This window comes from Saccharospirillum sp. ABV4_185, assembly GCF_056159245.1.
The window spans coordinates 2602444-2618356 of sequence record NZ_JBSWUW010000001.1; the positions used below are offsets into that span (position 1 = coordinate 2602444).

Below are 15913 nucleotides of genomic sequence, written 5' to 3' on the forward strand. Positions count from 1 at the left end.
ATGTCTGATATTGAGATTCGCGATGGCGGTCTGGAGCATCCGGCCGTTGTTGAACTCCTGGCTGCGCATCTGGCGGGCATGGCCGAACACTCACCGCCGGAAAGCGTGCATGCACTCGATTTGAGTGCACTGAAACAACCGAATATTCAGTTTTGGACGGCCTGGCGCGACGATCTGTTGCTTGGTTGTGCGGCGTTGAAAGCACTGGATGAAACGCATGGCGAATTGAAGTCCATGCGTACCGATCCGCGCTTTTTACGCCAGGGCGTGGCGCGTGCTTTGTTGCAGCACGCTCTGGGTCAGGCGCGCACTAAAGGCATGCAACGCATCAGTCTGGAAACCGGTTCGATGGACGCCTTTTTGCCGGCGCGACGGATGTACGAAGCTGTGGGTTTTAAATACACCGATCCGTTCGCCGATTACCAGCCGGATCCGCATTCGGTTTTCATGACCTTGACATTCTAGTGCCGTCGATTGGCGGCATGCTCTGCTAGTCTGTCAGCTTTGCTGTTGGTCTGGAGTATGCTGCCATGTTGCGACGTCTGGTGATCAGTTGTTTATCCTTAGGTTTGTTAACGCCGGTTCTGGCGGAGTCTCCTACCGAATCCATTTATACCGCTGCCGCTCGTTTTAATAATATTTATACGCTGCAAGTTGCTCAGTCAGGCGAACTGATTCTGGCGGAAAGTTTTAATGGTGCCCGGCTCGATCAGCCTGCCAATATTAAGTCGGCGTCCAAGTCGTTAATGTCAGCGCTGGTGGGCATCGCTATTGAACGCGGTGTGCTCGACAGTACTGATCAGCTCGTTGCGCCGTTATTGAGTGATCAATTGCCAGCCGATCCGGATCCGCGTTTGCAGCAGATTACCATCGGACATCTGCTATCGATGCAGGCGGGATTGGAGCGCACCTCTGGCCGCAACTATGGTAACTGGGTCAGCAGTAGGAACTGGGTGCAAAACGCTCTGGCGCGTCCGTTCGATGCCGAGCCGGGTGGTCGCATGCAATATTCCACCGGCAGTACGCATTTATTGTCGGCCATTCTCACTCGTGAAACCGGTCGTCCGACCGATGAACTGGCCAACGAATGGTTGGCGCCGGCCGACATTCGGGTGGTCAGTTGGTTGCGCGATCCGCAAGGCATTCCACTGGGTGGTAATCAGGTCAGTATGACGCCGTCGTCATTGCTCGCCTTTGGTGAACTCTATCGCCGCGGTGGCCGCACCGCCGATGGTACTCAGGTCGTATCGGCGCAGTGGATTGACGCCAGCTGGCAGCCTTATACCCGCTCGCGCTACACCGGCGATGGCTATGGTTACGGCTGGTTCCTGCGTGACTTTGACGGTTACGACGGCTATTACGGCTGGGGTTACGGCGGGCAGATGGTCTATGTATTGCCGCAACTGGAACTGACCATCGCCATCACCTCCAACCCCGATACGCCAGCCGGTCGCAGCGGTTATCGTGGTCAGTTGCATCGCCTGGTAGAGCGCGAAATTGTGCCGCTGGCAGAGCAACGCCTGGCCGCTATTGATTCCGGTTTGATGGTTGCCGCTCAGCAAGTTGAGTAAACTGCGCTGTCTTTTGTCGATGTTAAGAGGCCTTGTCATGAAAGCGTGGTTGATTCTGGCGGTCGCGATCACCGCCGAAGTCGTGGGCACGACTGCTCTCAAAGCCAGCGATAATTTCAGTCGGTTGTGGCCCTCAGTGATAGTGGTCATCAGCTACGCGCTGGCATTTTATTTATTGGCGCAAACCCTGAAAGTGATACCCGTTGGCATCGCTTACGCCATCTGGGCCGGTGGTGGCATTGTATTAATTACTCTGGTTTCCTGGTGGATGTTTGATCAGAAACTGGATTGGCCGGCACTATTGGGTATGGCGCTGATCCTCAGTGGTGTGCTGGTGTTGAATCTGTTTTCACGGGCTGTGCCGCACTAGGGGCGTGGTCAAAAAAGGCAAGGATAACGCAACCGTAACGCAACGAAGGGACGGCTGAGATGGCAGTAATAACCCCCAAGCGACTGGTGTTGGTATCGACGGTGTTGGCAGTTGCTGCCTGTACCGTAGCGGATTCGGAGAGTGTTCTGACCTCGGGGATGTCGGCGTACATCGATGTGATTTCACGTGGCAATGGCACCACTGAGGTCGTTGCTGCGCTGGCGGCGGGCGACAGTTTAAATTCGGCGCGTATTGAATTGCAGGGCGATGATCGCCTTCTGGCAAGTAACGGCGTGCAAATCCAGCAGCTGTCGAAACGATACAACGGTTTTTTAAGCTATGGCACTACGTTGAATGGCGACAGTGTTAACCGGCGTTACGCGGTCGACTTTGAACGCACCGTCGATTCATCGACGCATTCCTGGACCTATCTGCCGGAACCGTTCGAAATCACTCACCCCGCAAGTGATGTACTCATTGAGGATGATGGCGTCGATCTTGAGTGGGAGGTCACTCACGGAGGTCAGTTGCGTCTAAAGGTGAGCTTGGAATGCAGCAACTATGCGAATCAGAAATCGTTTCGCAGCTCTGTTACAAACATCACCGATGATGGACACCACTACCTGGATCTAGACGGGCTAATGTCTGCTTTTAACCAGCCTTACTTTTACGATGTCTGTGATGTGACCGCCACCTTGCAAAGTCGCCAGAGCGGCCAATTAGATACACGCTTTGGTAAGGGTGGGTCGATTGAGGGCATTCAAAGTCGCAGCCGTCATTTCAAATTCGAACCTTAATCTTGTTTCACCGCTGAACAGAGGCAACCCATGCGTGTGGTATTGGCACAAAGCGATAACGACTTGCAGCAACTGGCGCCGGTGATGTGCCAATTGCGTCCGCACTTTGATACCGAATCTTTAGTGCGCCAGGCACGTCAGCAAATGGACGAAGAGGGCTATCATCTGGCGATGGTGGTGGATGAAAACGAAGCGGTGTTGTGTGTCGCTGGCTTTGTGATTCAGCGTAAACTGGCTTGGGGTAAACATCTGTACGTCGATGATTTGGTGACCGACGAACAGCAGCGTTCTAGCGGTGCTGGTGGTTTGATGATTGAGTGGTTAGCGGATTACGCCCGCGAACAGGGCTGTGAACAATTGCATCTCGACAGCGGCGTACAACGCTTCGCCGCCCATCGGTTTTATTTCCGCCATGGCTTTGTGATCAACAGCCATCATTTTGCGATAACAGAACTCTAGAACGCAGCGCGTTCCAGAGTTCCTGTTGTCAGATTGGCCAGGTCAATAACCAACCCAACCACAGCAAGGCAGCGATTAAACTGAACAGCAACCAGTAACGGTTGATGTCGCTGCGATCGCTGGCGCCATCCATAGCGGGTTTACGGCCATGAATCATGGCTTCTATCAGCGGTTCTTTGAAACGCAGTCGGTGGTATAAAACCGCCAGAATGTGAGTCGCCACCAGCATCAGAATTAACGCCGGCAGGCGAGGGTGGAACCAGGCTGCCAGGTCGACCGTCCAGTAAGGCGCAGCCAGATTGAACGGGCCATACCAGAACACATCATCGGTGTAGAACAAGCCACTGACGACCTGAAGGGTTAGCACCAACAGCAGTAAAACCACCATGGCCGCGCCGGCCGGGTTGTGACCTAATTCAGCGTCGGCGCGACCGCGCGCCAATTCACCCAAATGCCGACCTATGGCTTTGGGTGACAGATTCCAACTCGACCAGCGCGCATAGGTTGTACCCACCAACGCCCAGATCAGTCGAAACACCAGCAAGGCCGACAGCGCGTAACCAGCGTAAAAATGCACTTGCATATTGCCGACATTGACGCTGACAAACAGCACGATCAGGCAAATCACCAGACCCCAGTGCACCAGCCGAACCGGCAAATCCCAGACTTTGGTTTGCATCGTCATTGCGAAGGTCCGTTAGTCGCAGCTGCGATCTTTGAACTGGCGGTGACCGTCTTTGCGCATATCGCCAATGGCCTGCAAGTGGCTGGCAGCGGCGCCGGTGTCACCCGCACCCAAAGCAGCTGAGACTTGATCGAGACGGGCAACCACATCGTTCATGGCGTTCTGGAAGGCTTCGATGTCAGCGCTGTCGCCACCATCGGCCAGCGAGTAGGGGGTTTCATCAGCGGCATCTGCTGCGGCAGTGCGCAAGGTCGCCAACCGTGATTGGGCTTCTTCAATATTGTTGCTGCGAATGGCGCTGACCAGCGGACGCATGTTGTCGGCCATGGTTTCCATGTTGGCGTAGAGCGCAGTTTCGTCACAGCTTTCTGCGTAGGCCGTTGCAGCCAGGCCAAAACTGATAGCGGTTGCGGCCAGGAAACGTTTGAGATTGAAAGTCATGGTGGGTTCCTTATCACGGTTTGGAAGGGTTAAAACCCGGCCATGATACTAAACCCATTCCGGCGTCAGGATGGAGCCAAAGTGGAGGGAGTGTAAAGTTCGTGTTTAGGCCCGTTTTGCGGTCAGAGTTTTGTTTCAGCACGGTGCGTTAAAGAGCGCAGGCACCGCCATGGAACGCTCTATGTTCGAGGTTGGCGCGTTTTGGATCGGTGTTCATAGGTAGGAGTAATAGATTTAATAGGTTAATCATAAATAAAACTTCGATTGCTACCGGCTATCGATGCCATTGCTACACATTCGTTTAATCTAACGCCTCCGCTCCCTACTATGAGTCATGTCGAAGGCGGACAGCGTTCCGCCCTAGCTTATTCACTCATGACCCTAAAAGATTAAAGGAGCATCTTATGTCTCGCTATATCGATTCTGAACTGAAGCCGTTTAAAGCCACTGCTTTCCACAACGGCGAATTTGTTGATGTCAGCAGTGACGACATCAAAGGCAAGTGGGCAGTGTTCTTCTTTTATCCGGCCGACTTCACCTTTGTTTGCCCGACCGAGTTGGGCGACCTGGCGGATAACTATGCAGAGTTCAAAAAAATGGGTGTGGAAATCTACTCGGTTTCTACTGACACCCACTTCACGCACAAAGCCTGGCACGAAACGTCCGACACCATTGGCAAAATTGAATACCCGATGCTGGGCGACCCGACCGGCACCATCACCCGCAACTTCGGTGTGATGATTGAAGAAGATGGCCTGGCCGATCGCGGTACCTTCGTGATTGATCCGGAAGGTCGTATCAAGATTGTTGAAATCACCGACGGTGGTATTGGCCGTGATGCCAGCGAACTGCTGCGCAAAATCAAAGCCGCTCAATACATCGCCGCTCACCCGGGTGAAGTGTGCCCGGCCAAGTGGAAAGAAGGTGAAGAAACTCTGTCTCCGTCACTGGACTTAGTCGGCAAAATCTAAGTCGGCAAAATCTAAGAACGGTTTAAACGACAAAAACAGGCCCTCCTGCGGGAGGGCTTTTTATAAATTCCGCAGTCTGGCTGGGTCAATCAAGCGGGACTGCTTTGGACACACGATTAAGGACAAACCGATGTTGGATGCCAATCTGAAACAGCAACTGGACACCTATTTGCAAAATATTGTCACGCCCATCGAGGTCAGTGTGTCCAGTGATGATTCCGCCAAAGGTCGTGAACTGAGCGAGCTGGCGAATGAAATTATCGAACTGAGTGACAAAATTAGTCTGGGCTCTTTTCAGGGCCAGCGTACTCCGAGCATGGCCATAGCGCCGGTCGGTGAAACGCCGCGCGTGAGCTTCGCCGGTGTGCCCATGGGCCACGAATTTACCTCTCTGGTATTGGCCTTGCTGCAAGCCGGTGGTCACCCCTCGAAAGCCGATCAGAGCCTGCAGGACCAGATCAAAGCGATCCCTGGTCCGTTGCATTTTGAAACCTATATTTCGTTGTCGTGCCAGAACTGCCCGGATGTGGTTCAGGCGTTAAACCTGATGGCGAAACTGAACCCGAACATCAGCCACGAAATGATCGATGGCGGTGTGTTCCAGGACGAAGTGGAAGCCAAAGAAATCATGGCGGTGCCGTCGGTTTATCTGAACGGTGAGCACTTTGGTCAGGGTCGGATGTCGCTCGAAGACATCGTCGCCAAGGTCGACACCGGCGCGGCCGAACAGCAAGTTGAAGCGCTGAACCAACGCGACACCTACGACGTGCTCGTCGTCGGCGGTGGCCCGGCTGGTGCGGCTGCGGCTATTTATGCCGCACGCAAAGGTATTCGGACTGGCCTGGTAGCCGAGCGTTTTGGTGGCCAGGTAATGGATACCGTCGGCATCGAAAACTTTATTTCTGTGCCTTACACCGAAGGCCCGAAACTGACGGCCAGTCTGGAACAGCACGTTAAAGAGTACGGTGTCGATTTGATCGTCGGTCAGCGCGCTGCCGAACTGACTCGCGATGGCGTGGTCAAGCTGGGTCTGGAAAGTGGCGCGGCCCTGAGTTCGCGTTCGGTGATCCTGGCGCCAGGTGCGCGCTGGCGTAAAATCGGTGTGCCCGGCGAAGCCGAATACACCAACAAGGGTGTGGCTTATTGCCCGCACTGCGATGGCCCGTTTTATAAAGGCAAACGCGTGGCGGTGATCGGTGGCGGTAACTCCGGTATCGAAGCGGCCATCGACCTGGCCGGTATTGTCGAGCATGTCACCGTCTTGGAATTCGCCGACACCTTGCGCGCCGATGACGTGCTGCAACGCAAAGCCAAATCGCTGCCCAATGTTGATATTCTGACTAACGCTCAGACCACCGAGATTGCCGGCAACGGCAAGGCAGTGACCGGTTTGAACTACACTGATCGAGCAACCGGCGAAGCCAAGTCGATTGAACTGGCCGGTGTCTTTGTGCAGATCGGTCTGGTGCCTAACACCGAATGGTTGCAGGACAGCGATATCGAACTGAACCGCATGGGTGAGATGGTGATCGACAGTCGCGGTGCGACGTCCATTCCGGGCGTTTACGCCGCCGGTGATGCGACCACCGTGCCCTACAAACAGATCGTCATTTCCATGGGCGCGGGTGCCACCGCTGCGCTGGGTGCTTTTGATTATCTGATTCGTGAATCGGCACCGGCCAGTGACGCTGAAGCGGCCAAAAGCGACGTCGAAGCCGTCGCTTAAATAGAGCGGGTAAGCAATAAGATGAAACCGGGTTCAGTGATGGTGCTGGACCCTTTTTTGTTGGACTAAACAGGCCTGTTTTTATTGTGTTGGTCGCATCTTGGAACTCATTAATCTGGGCAGCAGTATCGCCGTTAATGCACCTAAGCCAGCCAGACTCCACCATAGCCCGCGGATGCCTAACCAGGGCAGCAGCCAGGAAAATCCAAAAGCCACGGCCAGACCGCCGGCCTGAACGGCCAGACTGATCAGACTGAACAAGGTTGCCCGTAAATGGCGGGGGGCCGTGCGCGCCACCAGCGTTTCCAGCGGCACATTCAACATCGACAGACTGAACATAAATCCCAGATAGGCCGAAGCAAAACCGACAAGGCTGGATTGCCAGGCCAGCGCAGCAAATACCAGCGCCACCCAGCCGAGCAGCGCGACAAGCCAAAAAGAGCTGGCGCCACCGAAACGACGCACCAGTCGAGTCAGCACCCAGGGGCCGACTACCGCCGCCAAGAAATAGCCACTCGATAGCCAGCCAAAGACGGCGTAGCTGACCGTCGGGAACAGAGTGCGCAAACGAGCCTGCCAATAGGTTTCCAGAGCGAACAACAACAGGCCGATGATCCAGGCTACTAAAATCAGGGCACGCAGTGTCTGGTTTGATCTCAGTTGAGCCAGCGCCTGACGAAGGGGTTGCACACCGCCGCCATGATCAGAACCTAAGTCGCCTTCGTGAAACAGCCAGGGTAGCAGGCAGAGATGTAAGGCAGTCAGGCCGGCTTGCAGCAGAAGATTCCATTGAGTGGCTGGCTGCTCAAACCAGAAGGGTCCAAGCCAGGTGGGAAGGTAACCGCCGAGAATGGCGCCGGCGGCCAACCCTGTGGCTGTGCAACTGTGAAAGCGACCGATATAAACATCGAGTCGCTGACCCAGGTGCGCACGCTCCAGCGCTTCAACCTGCCAGGCTTCTATGCTGCCGGAATCCAAAGCGCGACCCATCCCGGCTAACGCCAGCGCGGCAAACAGCCAGCCAAAGTCTGTGCTGACTAAACACAGCAGGGCCGCCAACAGGGTCAAGAGGCGTGACAGCGCATAGATACGCACTGGGCCATAACGATCGGCCAGAGCACCCAAGGGCAATTCCAGCAGCGTTGTGGCACTGGCATAGGCGCCAAACAGCAGGCCGATCTGAGTCAGATCCATGCCTTTGTTTTGCAGGAAAAGCGTTTGCACTGCGACGAAAACGCCCAGCGACATTCCCGCCAGGAGGTAATGCAAACTGAGGCGATTAACTAAGGCCATAAGCGCTCCGCATTAAACTGCGGCAGACCTTAGAATTGAGCTACTGTAAAATAAATACAGGTAGTCGTTAGGTTAGATAAACCAAATGTTTAAAATAGACTGGTTGCGTTCTTTTGTCGCCGTGGCTGACCAGGGCAGTTTTACGCTGGCCGCGCGCCAACTGGAACTCAGCACCATGGCGCTGAGCAAGCACCTGAGTCAGTTGGAAGCCGAACTGGATGAACCCTTGCTCAAGCGCAGTACCCGTTCTCTTCAGTTAACCGAATTTGGTCAGGCTTTCCTGGCACGCGCTGAACATCTGCTGCGCGAGCAGGATGCGTTGGCCGAGTGGGTGCAATCGCGCCACAGCGAACCCAGCGGCGTATTGCGGGTCATGGGTGTGGAGATGGCGTTGCGCACCACCGTCTTACCCTGGGTCGCTGAATTCAGGCAACGCTATCCGCGCATTGAACTGGAGATCGATATTGCCAATGAATTGATCGATCCAAACCGGCAACACTTCGATGTGGTTTGGGGGACGGGGCGTTATCTGGGTGACCGTTACCCGGGTTTGATTCGTCGGCGCCTTCTGAACGCCGACTATGGGGTGTTCGCGAGCCCGGATTATCTGGCGCGTTTTGGCACGCCTCAGCACCCGCGTGAATTGAACCAGCATCAATTGATTGGCCAACTGCACGATGAACCCAACAACTTTCTGGTGATCCGCGACGCCGGCGCTGGTACAGAGTTGTTACCGGTTTGCTATATGACGGCACCGGTAAAAGCCAGCCTCGGTCATTTGCAATTGTGTATGAGCGGTTTGGGTCTTATTAATGCCAGCGCCAACCTGCCGGAAGTGCAGGCTGCCGTTGCCGAGGGGCGCCTGGTGCCGGTGTTGCGCGATTACTGGTTCGAGGCGATGGACTTGTATTTCTACACCCATCAGGTCCGGCAACGCCAAGCCAAGGTGGATGCCTTTATCGATTTCTTTTGGCCCAAAGCCGAGCTGTTGGGCTAAAACGACGGCCAATAAAAAAGGGCCCGAAGGCCCTTTCTCAGTTGGCTGTCGATCAGCCTTCGTAACGCTGCATCACCAGGGTGGCGTTGGTGCCACCGAAGCCGAAGCTGTTCGACATGATGCGGTTCAGCTTCACGCCTTCGCGCAGTTTGGTGACCACATTGGCGTCGCCGGCTTCCGGGTCGAGGTTGTCGACGTTGGCGCTGGCGGCAATGAAATCACCTTCCATCATCAGCAGGCTGTAGATGGCTTCCTGTACGCCAGCGGCGCCCAGGCTGTGGCCGGACAGCGACTTGGTCGATGCCACCGGCGGCATTTCTTCACCGAACACAGTGCGTACTGCATTCAACTCGGTGACGTCACCGGCCGGTGTGGAAGTACCGTGAGCGTTGATGTAATCGATGCTGCCTTCGACGTTCTGCAGCGCCATTTGCATGCAACGTACCGCGCCTTCACCGCTCGGAGCCACCATGTTGTAGCCATCGCTGGTGGCGCCGTAACCGACGATTTCAGCGTAGATTTTGGCGCCACGCGCCTTGGCGTGTTCCAGTTCTTCCAACACCAACATGCCACCGCCGCCGGCGATGACAAAGCCATCACGGTCAGCATCGTAAGCGCGGCTGGCGCGCTCGGGGGTTTCGTTGTACTGAGTCGACAGCGCGCCCATGGCGTCGAACAGTGAACTCATGGTCCAGTGCTCGGCTTCGGCACCGCCGGCGAACATCACGTCCTGTTTGCCCAGCTGGATCAGCTCCATGGCGTTGCCGATGCAATGCGCGCTGGTAGAGCAAGCTGAGGAAATGGAGTAGTTAACGCCCTTAATCTGGAACGGCGTTGCCAGGCAGGCAGACACGGTAGAACCCATGGTCTGGGTCACGCGGTAAGGGCCAACTCGCTTGAGGCCTTTTTCACGCAGAATGTCCGCAGCTTCGGTCTGGCTACCGGAATCGGCGCCACCGGAACCGGCGATGATGCCAGTGCGGATGTTCGATACCTGATCTTCGGTCAGGCCAGCATCAGCAATGGCTTGCTGCATGGACACATAAGCGAAGCCCGCGGCATCGCCCATAAAGCGGATCGATTTGCGGTCGATGTGCTCAGCCAGATCGATTTCCGGGGTGCCCGAAACGTGGCTGCGCATGCCCATATCCGCATAGGTCTGGTTAAAACGGATGCCGGAACGACCGGCGCGCAGGTTGGCGGCTACGGTGGCGGCATCATTGCCCAGGCATGAAACGATGCCCAGGCCGGTCACTACAACGCGTTTCATCGATTAGCCTCCCATCTGTTCAGGTTTGAACAGACCGACTTTTAAGTCTTTGGCAAAGTAGATGGGTTTGCCATCACACTCGACCACGCCATCGGCAATGCCCATGACCAGGCGCGATTCCATGACGCGCTTGATGGTCAGTTTGTAGGTCACCAGTTTGGCGTCCGGCTCGATCTGGCCTTTGAACATCAGTTCGCCAACACCCAGCGCACGGCCACGACCTTCGTTGCCGCGCCAGCCGAGGAAGAAGCCGACCAACTGCCACATGGCATCGAGGCCGAGACAGCCAGGCATAACCGGATCACCCGGGAAGTGGCACTGGAAGAACCAGAGGTCCGGATTGATATCCAGTTCAGCAATGATTTCGCCTTTGCCGTTGTCGCCACCGGTGTCAGTGATCAAACGGATGCGATCCATCATCAGCATGTTATCGACGGGCAGTTGGGCATTGCCCGGGCCGAACATGCGCCCATAGCCGCACTCGATAAGGTCCGCTTTGTCGAATGAATTGGGGCGATCTGTCATAAAAGTCGGGTTCTCTGTCGTCAAGTAAGAGGGATAGTGGCACGCACGATAGCTGAAAGGGTGGGGCGATTCCATGCCGTGGTGGAAAAAGTGAGTCAAGATTATAGGGGGTTAAGGCAAAGAGCGATCAGGGATGGCTGCACATCGTGCTTTAACAATGCCGTTTGATTAACCGTGTTAACAAAACGGAAAAATGAGTGAAAACTGGGCTAATTCGCCGAACCAATGAAAGCCTCGAACTTCAGTAAATATCCCCATTCACGCAAGAAACCCCGCTTAAGGCCGCGGATCAACATAGCGCTGGCCTAGAAAGCGTTAATTACTTCACAGAATCTTCCGAAATCACCAAATCGTCAAAAAATTGACTGGTTTATTTGTGTAATCCGCCATAAAAGTTGACGCCCGTACCAGCTGTTCAATATCAACTAAGAAGGGAGCGTTAAACAATGAAAAAGGAATTATTGGCTGTATTCACCACGGCTGTTTTGTTGGCGGGTTGTGACTCTGACGACAACGATGGCCCTAGCGGCCTGACGTTTGATGTCGGTGGGCATTGGGAAATGTCGGTAGAGGGTGATAATGGCTATGAGTCCTTTGCCAACATCGTGGTAGGTCCCGACGGTCGTTTTATGGGAACGCAAGGCGACCCTGATATGACTATGATTGGGATGCAAGAGGGGTCTATCGAGTTGGATGGTTCGGGTGTCAGTGCCTTTGGAGCGTTTTGCTCGCCTGCAGGAAGTCCGGCCACTTTTGATTGTGGCACTATGGATATTACTTTCGCTATTACAGACGACGACACCATGGAAGGTGAGTTGGAGTATACAACAAGTAGTGGCGAAGAAGTAACGACTGATGTGAAGTGGGTGCGCTTAACCGAGCTGGATAAAGCGATTGCCGATGCAGATATGATAGGCACCTGGACATCTATCAATTTGCAGGCTTCTACATTGACTATCGATTCTACAGGCGCGTTCTCCTTGGCGTATTCTGGTAGTACTAGTGCTACCGGAACCACATCCAAAATAGCGGACAATATCTACGGTATTGACGCTACAGTCTTCCTGGGTAGTGAGAGTACTTCAGCTAGCGGTCTTGCCTTTGTTGACGAATCAGGTCATTTGAACGTCGGAGTTAGCGCTCACATCAACAATATGAGTATCCTGGGCGATATATATCAGAAAGATTAATAATCCTATAAAGAAATCGCTAGCCCAGGCTGAATATCAGCCTGGGCTTTTTTGTAGTGATATCCCTTCCGAACTGTCATCGATCACCATCGCCAGCCAGAGCGCTGCGGGTCTGGCCACCTCATGGAATTTCCCACTAAGCCGCGATAAACCAAAAATAAGCGCATCTTAGTCGGCTTAGTTGGCTCGCTGTCATATCATGTCTGTTGTTGGATGAATCTTTGTTGGTGTGGATATGGTTGTGCGTTGTCATATTGGGTTGGGGCTTTTGTCGCTGGTTGTTGTGACCACGACTGCTCAGGCGGAGACGGGCTTGTACAGTCGCTTCTACCTGCGCTATCAGATTTTCAATGAGGCTGATAACGAGCGGGTTTACGAGCAGCTCGAATTCCAGGGCTCGAACTGGAGCGGTGGCAGTGGCGAGGTGGTCTATGACGATCTGCACAGTCTCTTTCTGGTGGGCGGTGCGGATTTGACCTTCAAGTTTGACTCCTGGAAGTGGTTTGCCGGCTGGGAACGATCGGGCTTCGATATCGACTACCACCTGGAAGGTGATTCTTATGAAGCTGAGGCTTACTTCGATGTCAGCAACCTCTATGTGGGCATCGGTCTCGAGCGTCGGCCCTTTGAAGGCCCGCTCTGGTTCAGCGTCGCCGCTCAATACAACCTGCCTGCGGTAGAGGAAACCTTCAAAGAATTCAGGGCGGATGAATCGGAATATTGGTCGGTGACGATTTCATTTAACCTGGCCGGTGCGAGTGCTCCGGGAAGCTGGTCAACCTATTTGGCCTCGACACAGGGCAAGCGTTTGGGGGGTGGAAGTTTTCCACGCGCCGATGGCGTGGAAGCCGGTGTTGAGGTGCCTTGGTATTTTAGTGGGGATAGTGACTGAGTTTTGGTCGATTAATTGGTTTATAAAATAGAAATTCCGACTGGTTAGTCGGAATTTCTGGGTTAGAAGAAGTTCGCTGTTTAGCCCGTATTCAAGTTAGTTAGGCTCTTGCTAATTGTTAGCATTGTCCATAACAAAGACCCCATAGACTTCATCATCATTTTGATCACCAACAGTTTCTGCACTAAAGCCGCCGACGAACTGCAGGTCACCAGCTGGACCAGTGAAGACACCATTAACATTTCCTTCGATGTCATGGGAGTTCGAATTGGTATCAATATACCCACTTTCAAAAGTATCGAACTCACCCTGGCCATACTCAAATTGAACGCTGTCAACTATATCGGCATGTAGAGTGGTGCCGTTTATATTGCCCTCGAACGAAATGGACCAGTACGTGGGGTCTGGTGAGTCTCCTCTGCCAATACTGATATTTCCAAATGCTGAGAGTGAACTAAATTCAACTTGAAGCAGACCGTTAGCTGAACCAATAGACATTCCATTCGCTGCAATATTAGAAGGCCCATTTAGAATAAAAGTAGTAGAGCCTGACAACTTCGCCGTTGTGGGCTCTGCTGCAATATAGAAAAAGGGTTGCTCGACAGTCCCAGAATTAAACCCTGTGTCGTTACCTGCTGCTGCTTCTGACGTAGCTTCAAGATTCCACTCTTCCCAGCCAAATAGTCCAGTGAATGGTGTATTAGATTCATCTGGTCGCAAAACGAAGTTGGGAACATCAGTCGGACTATTGCTTAAATCCTGGCTTTCAAATGCAATAAACAACGGAGTGGTGGCACCCTGTGATTGAGAACCCCCTGTAGTGTAATCGCTGTAATAGACCAGTAATGGACCGAGTTCTGAAATGGGTTGCCCATTCGTTCCAGTCTCTGATGGTGCCATAACCAAAATGCCAAACTCTGTTCTGGATGGGTCATTGAATGCTGCACGTTCAACATCAGTCAACACCACACTCTTTTCCTGCAACTCAATAAACGCATCTTCCAGGTCCGTGAGGTTAAAATCATCGGCGCTGAAATCATTATCGTCGGTGGTGGTTACCGGTATGGCTGCGATGTCTTCCGGTTCGTCTGGATTGGTTTCATCCGGAGAGGTTTCTTCATCGCCTTCCCCTTCGTTTTCATCATCCGATTCCGGCGTATTCGGTACATTTAAATTCTCAGGCGGGTTCAGTAAACCCTGCGGCAAATTGCCGGCCTGTACCTGAGCGAAAACAAACTCGCTGTCCAGGCCGAGGTTGAGTGAACCCTGGTCGTTGGTCAGGACGATGCCACCTTCGTAGACACCAACGGTCAGGGTGTCGGATTGGAACACCGCTTCGTAATGCGTACCGCGAATACCGATGCTGGCGTTAGGTGTGCGTACCTGATAAGCATCGCGTTCGGATTTGCCAAAGCTGCCACTGATGGTGCGGAAACCACCGCCGAGCAGGTCCATCAGTACGCGTTCGTTTTGGCTATCGGTGGCGCCGTGATATTCGCTGATGCGCAGTTGCGAGTCGGCACGCAGGGCGAGAATGGCGTTGTCTTCAAAGCGCAGTTGCAAGCGACCGTCGGCGCCGGTGACCAGCGTATCGCCTTCGAAGATGTCGGAACGGCGCTGCAAGGGGCGGCGTTGCTCTTGTGCATCAATGGCGAAGACTTCGCCGGCGGCGATTACCACTTTGCCGGCCGCGGCCCAACTGGTTAGCGGTGCTAATAAAACCAGCAGTAGAGAGAAAATCCGTATTGCGTTTTTGAGTTCCTGTCTGAGTGTTTTCATAGTGCGTCCTGCTAAATCCGTCATGGGATCAACTGCGATGCAGCGGTTGCGTTCGTCCGTGTTTAAAACAGTCAGCCGGTGTTGTTACCAGTGATGAAAACAACACCGGCGCTGTTATGGCGGCTGAATGCCAGGCGGTTATTCGGATATTGAGCTTTATCCTTTTTCTCAATGCCTTCTTCGATGGCGCTGAAATCAAAATCCCCGTCGCTGATGGCGTCGGCATCTGGAACCGGCAGGGTGGTGTTGTTCGGGTCGTTGCTGGGCGCCTGGCTGTTGCCGTTAGTGAGGTCGGAAAGATCGTCGTCGCTAATGCCTGAATCGGTTTGGTTCGCCGTTGTGCCCGCTCGCGGTGTGCTGGGAGCCAGCAGGTTGGTCGGTGGGTCCAGCAGGCCGAGTGGCAGTTGGCCGGATTCGAGCTGGGCATAGAGGAAATCGTTGTCCAGACCGAGGTCGATGGTGCCCAGTGCATTGGTCGCAGTGAGGCTGCCCTCGTAGACGCCGACGGTCATGGTCGGGGTGGCAAAAACCACTTCGTAGTGCGCACTGTGAATGCGGACGCTGGCGGTGGGCGTGCGCACCCGGTAGCTGGCCTGATCCGCTGTGCTGAAATGGCCGCCGATGGTTCGAAAGCCTCCGGTTAGCAGTTCCATGACCACTTGTTCGCCCTGATAGTCACTGATGCGCAGTTGGGAGTTGGCGCGCAGGGCAAGAATGGCGTTGTCTTCGAGGCGCAATTGCAGATTGCTGTTGGCGCCGGTGATCAGGGTGTCGCCTTCGAATACGTTGTCACGGCGTTGCAGCAGACGGCGCTGGTTCTGCGCATTAACGGCAAAGACATCGCCGGCGGCGATAACGACTTTACCAGCCGCCGCCCACAGTGGCGTGGGCAGCAACAGTGCCAACAGCAAAAGGCAGAGAGGGAGGCCGGTTAAGCGTTTCATTTG

17 protein-coding genes are annotated in these 15913 nt (G+C 54.2%); 10 read left to right on the forward strand and 7 right to left on the reverse strand.

Translation table 11 applies throughout. The features are described from left to right. The 5 genes from ACXAE6_RS12315 to ACXAE6_RS12335 all read left to right on the forward strand — a co-directional run bounded on the left by ACXAE6_RS12315 (position 1) and on the right by ACXAE6_RS12335 (position 3197). Positions 1-465, forward strand: a complete 465-nt coding sequence (locus ACXAE6_RS12315) for a GNAT family N-acetyltransferase (RefSeq protein ID WP_475148335.1) — start codon at positions 1-3, stop codon at positions 463-465. A gap of 65 nt (positions 466-530) precedes the next feature. After that, positions 531-1571 (forward strand): serine hydrolase domain-containing protein, encoded by a 1041-nt coding sequence (locus tag ACXAE6_RS12320; protein ID WP_475148337.1) that lies wholly within the window; start codon positions 531-533, stop codon positions 1569-1571. 37 nt (positions 1572-1608) lie between these two features. Further along, positions 1609-1941 (forward strand): SMR family transporter, encoded by a 333-nt coding sequence (locus ACXAE6_RS12325; RefSeq protein ID WP_475148341.1) that lies wholly within the window; start codon positions 1609-1611, stop codon positions 1939-1941. Between the two features lie 59 nt (positions 1942-2000). After that, positions 2001-2738, forward strand: coding sequence for a hypothetical protein (locus tag ACXAE6_RS12330; protein WP_475148346.1), 738 nt, complete (start codon positions 2001-2003; stop codon positions 2736-2738). Positions 2739-2768: 30 nt separating this feature from the next. Then, a complete protein-coding gene (locus tag ACXAE6_RS12335) occupies positions 2769-3197 on the forward strand; it encodes a GNAT family N-acetyltransferase (RefSeq protein ID WP_475148351.1) in 429 nt (142 codons plus the stop codon). A 28-nt stretch (positions 3198-3225) separates the two neighbouring features. Here ACXAE6_RS12335 and ACXAE6_RS12340 read toward each other — a convergent pair whose 3' ends face one another. After that, the gene (locus ACXAE6_RS12340; RefSeq protein WP_475148355.1) at positions 3226-3882 is read right to left on the reverse strand and encodes a cytochrome b/b6 domain-containing protein; all 657 of its coding nucleotides are present in this window, start codon (positions 3880-3882) and stop codon (positions 3226-3228) included. A gap of 12 nt (positions 3883-3894) precedes the next feature. Then, on the reverse strand, positions 3895-4323 hold the full coding sequence (locus ACXAE6_RS12345) for a cytochrome b562 (RefSeq protein ID WP_475148360.1): 429 nt from the start codon (positions 4321-4323) through the stop codon (positions 3895-3897). A gap of 404 nt (positions 4324-4727) precedes the next feature. Here ACXAE6_RS12345 and ahpC point away from each other — a divergent pair, with 404 nt between their 5' ends. Further along, positions 4728-5294: an alkyl hydroperoxide reductase subunit C gene (ahpC, locus tag ACXAE6_RS12350; protein ID WP_475148364.1), complete on the forward strand. Its 567-nt coding sequence runs from the start codon at positions 4728-4730 to the stop codon at positions 5292-5294. Positions 5295-5424: 130 nt separating this feature from the next. After that, complete coding sequence (gene ahpF, locus ACXAE6_RS12355; RefSeq protein ID WP_475148367.1) at positions 5425-7020, forward strand: alkyl hydroperoxide reductase subunit F; 1596 nt, start codon at positions 5425-5427, stop codon at positions 7018-7020. An 81-nt stretch (positions 7021-7101) separates the two neighbouring features. Here ahpF and ACXAE6_RS12360 read toward each other — a convergent pair whose 3' ends face one another. Next, complete coding sequence (locus tag ACXAE6_RS12360) at positions 7102-8313, reverse strand: MFS transporter (RefSeq protein WP_475148369.1); 1212 nt, start codon at positions 8311-8313, stop codon at positions 7102-7104. An 85-nt stretch (positions 8314-8398) separates the two neighbouring features. On the opposite strand from ACXAE6_RS12360, the gene ACXAE6_RS12365 reads away from it, so the two are divergent. Next, positions 8399-9310, forward strand: a complete 912-nt coding sequence (locus ACXAE6_RS12365; protein WP_475148373.1) for a LysR family transcriptional regulator — start codon at positions 8399-8401, stop codon at positions 9308-9310. Positions 9311-9362: 52 nt separating this feature from the next. On the opposite strand, the gene fabB is transcribed toward ACXAE6_RS12365, so the two are convergent. Together fabB and fabA are read right to left on the reverse strand one after the other, a co-directional pair. After that, positions 9363-10580, reverse strand: a complete 1218-nt coding sequence (gene fabB / locus ACXAE6_RS12370) for a beta-ketoacyl-ACP synthase I (protein WP_475148376.1) — start codon at positions 10578-10580, stop codon at positions 9363-9365. Between the two features lie 3 nt (positions 10581-10583). Then, complete coding sequence (fabA, locus tag ACXAE6_RS12375; RefSeq protein ID WP_475148379.1) at positions 10584-11105, reverse strand: bifunctional 3-hydroxydecanoyl-ACP dehydratase/trans-2-decenoyl-ACP isomerase; 522 nt, start codon at positions 11103-11105, stop codon at positions 10584-10586. Between the two features lie 446 nt (positions 11106-11551). Here fabA and ACXAE6_RS12380 point away from each other — a divergent pair, with 446 nt between their 5' ends. Further along, a complete protein-coding gene (locus ACXAE6_RS12380) occupies positions 11552-12295 on the forward strand; it encodes a hypothetical protein (RefSeq protein WP_475148382.1) in 744 nt (247 codons plus the stop codon). 313 nt (positions 12296-12608) lie between these two features. Further along, the gene (locus ACXAE6_RS12385; RefSeq protein WP_475148387.1) at positions 12609-13187 is read left to right on the forward strand and encodes a hypothetical protein; all 579 of its coding nucleotides are present in this window, start codon (positions 12609-12611) and stop codon (positions 13185-13187) included. Positions 13188-13298: 111 nt separating this feature from the next. On the opposite strand, the gene ACXAE6_RS12390 is transcribed toward ACXAE6_RS12385, so the two are convergent. Together ACXAE6_RS12390 and ACXAE6_RS12395 are read right to left on the reverse strand one after the other, a co-directional pair. Beyond that, on the reverse strand, positions 13299-14966 hold the full coding sequence (locus ACXAE6_RS12390; protein ID WP_475148392.1) for a FecR family protein: 1668 nt from the start codon (positions 14964-14966) through the stop codon (positions 13299-13301). A 71-nt stretch (positions 14967-15037) separates the two neighbouring features. Beyond that, complete coding sequence (locus tag ACXAE6_RS12395) at positions 15038-15910, reverse strand: FecR family protein (protein ID WP_475148395.1); 873 nt, start codon at positions 15908-15910, stop codon at positions 15038-15040. Between the last annotated feature and the right edge of the window lie 3 nt (positions 15911-15913).

Bases quoted from the DNA above. Each gene is read 5' to 3' on its own strand.
- ACXAE6_RS12315 (WP_475148335.1), top strand. From the start codon at position 1: ATGTCTGATATTGAGATTCGCGATGGCGGTCTGGAGCATCCGGCCGTT.
- ACXAE6_RS12320 (WP_475148337.1), top strand. From the start codon at position 531: ATGTTGCGACGTCTGGTGATCAGTTGTTTATCCTTAGGTTTGTTAACG.
- ACXAE6_RS12325 (WP_475148341.1), top strand. From the start codon at position 1,609: ATGAAAGCGTGGTTGATTCTGGCGGTCGCGATCACCGCCGAAGTCGTG.
- ACXAE6_RS12330 (WP_475148346.1), top strand. From the start codon at position 2,001: ATGGCAGTAATAACCCCCAAGCGACTGGTGTTGGTATCGACGGTGTTG.
- ACXAE6_RS12335 (WP_475148351.1), top strand. From the start codon at position 2,769: ATGCGTGTGGTATTGGCACAAAGCGATAACGACTTGCAGCAACTGGCG.
- ACXAE6_RS12340 (WP_475148355.1), bottom strand. From the start codon at position 3,882: ATGACGATGCAAACCAAAGTCTGGGATTTGCCGGTTCGGCTGGTGCAC.
- ACXAE6_RS12345 (WP_475148360.1), bottom strand. From the start codon at position 4,323: ATGACTTTCAATCTCAAACGTTTCCTGGCCGCAACCGCTATCAGTTTT.
- ahpC (WP_475148364.1), top strand. From the start codon at position 4,728: ATGTCTCGCTATATCGATTCTGAACTGAAGCCGTTTAAAGCCACTGCT.
- ahpF (WP_475148367.1), top strand. From the start codon at position 5,425: ATGTTGGATGCCAATCTGAAACAGCAACTGGACACCTATTTGCAAAAT.
- ACXAE6_RS12360 (WP_475148369.1), bottom strand. From the start codon at position 8,313: ATGGCCTTAGTTAATCGCCTCAGTTTGCATTACCTCCTGGCGGGAATG.
- ACXAE6_RS12365 (WP_475148373.1), top strand. From the start codon at position 8,399: ATGTTTAAAATAGACTGGTTGCGTTCTTTTGTCGCCGTGGCTGACCAG.
- fabB (WP_475148376.1), bottom strand. From the start codon at position 10,580: ATGAAACGCGTTGTAGTGACCGGCCTGGGCATCGTTTCATGCCTGGGC.
- fabA (WP_475148379.1), bottom strand. From the start codon at position 11,105: ATGACAGATCGCCCCAATTCATTCGACAAAGCGGACCTTATCGAGTGC.
- ACXAE6_RS12380 (WP_475148382.1), top strand. From the start codon at position 11,552: ATGAAAAAGGAATTATTGGCTGTATTCACCACGGCTGTTTTGTTGGCG.
- ACXAE6_RS12390 (WP_475148392.1), bottom strand. From the start codon at position 14,966: ATGAAAACACTCAGACAGGAACTCAAAAACGCAATACGGATTTTCTCT.
- ACXAE6_RS12395 (WP_475148395.1), bottom strand. From the start codon at position 15,910: ATGAAACGCTTAACCGGCCTCCCTCTCTGCCTTTTGCTGTTGGCACTG.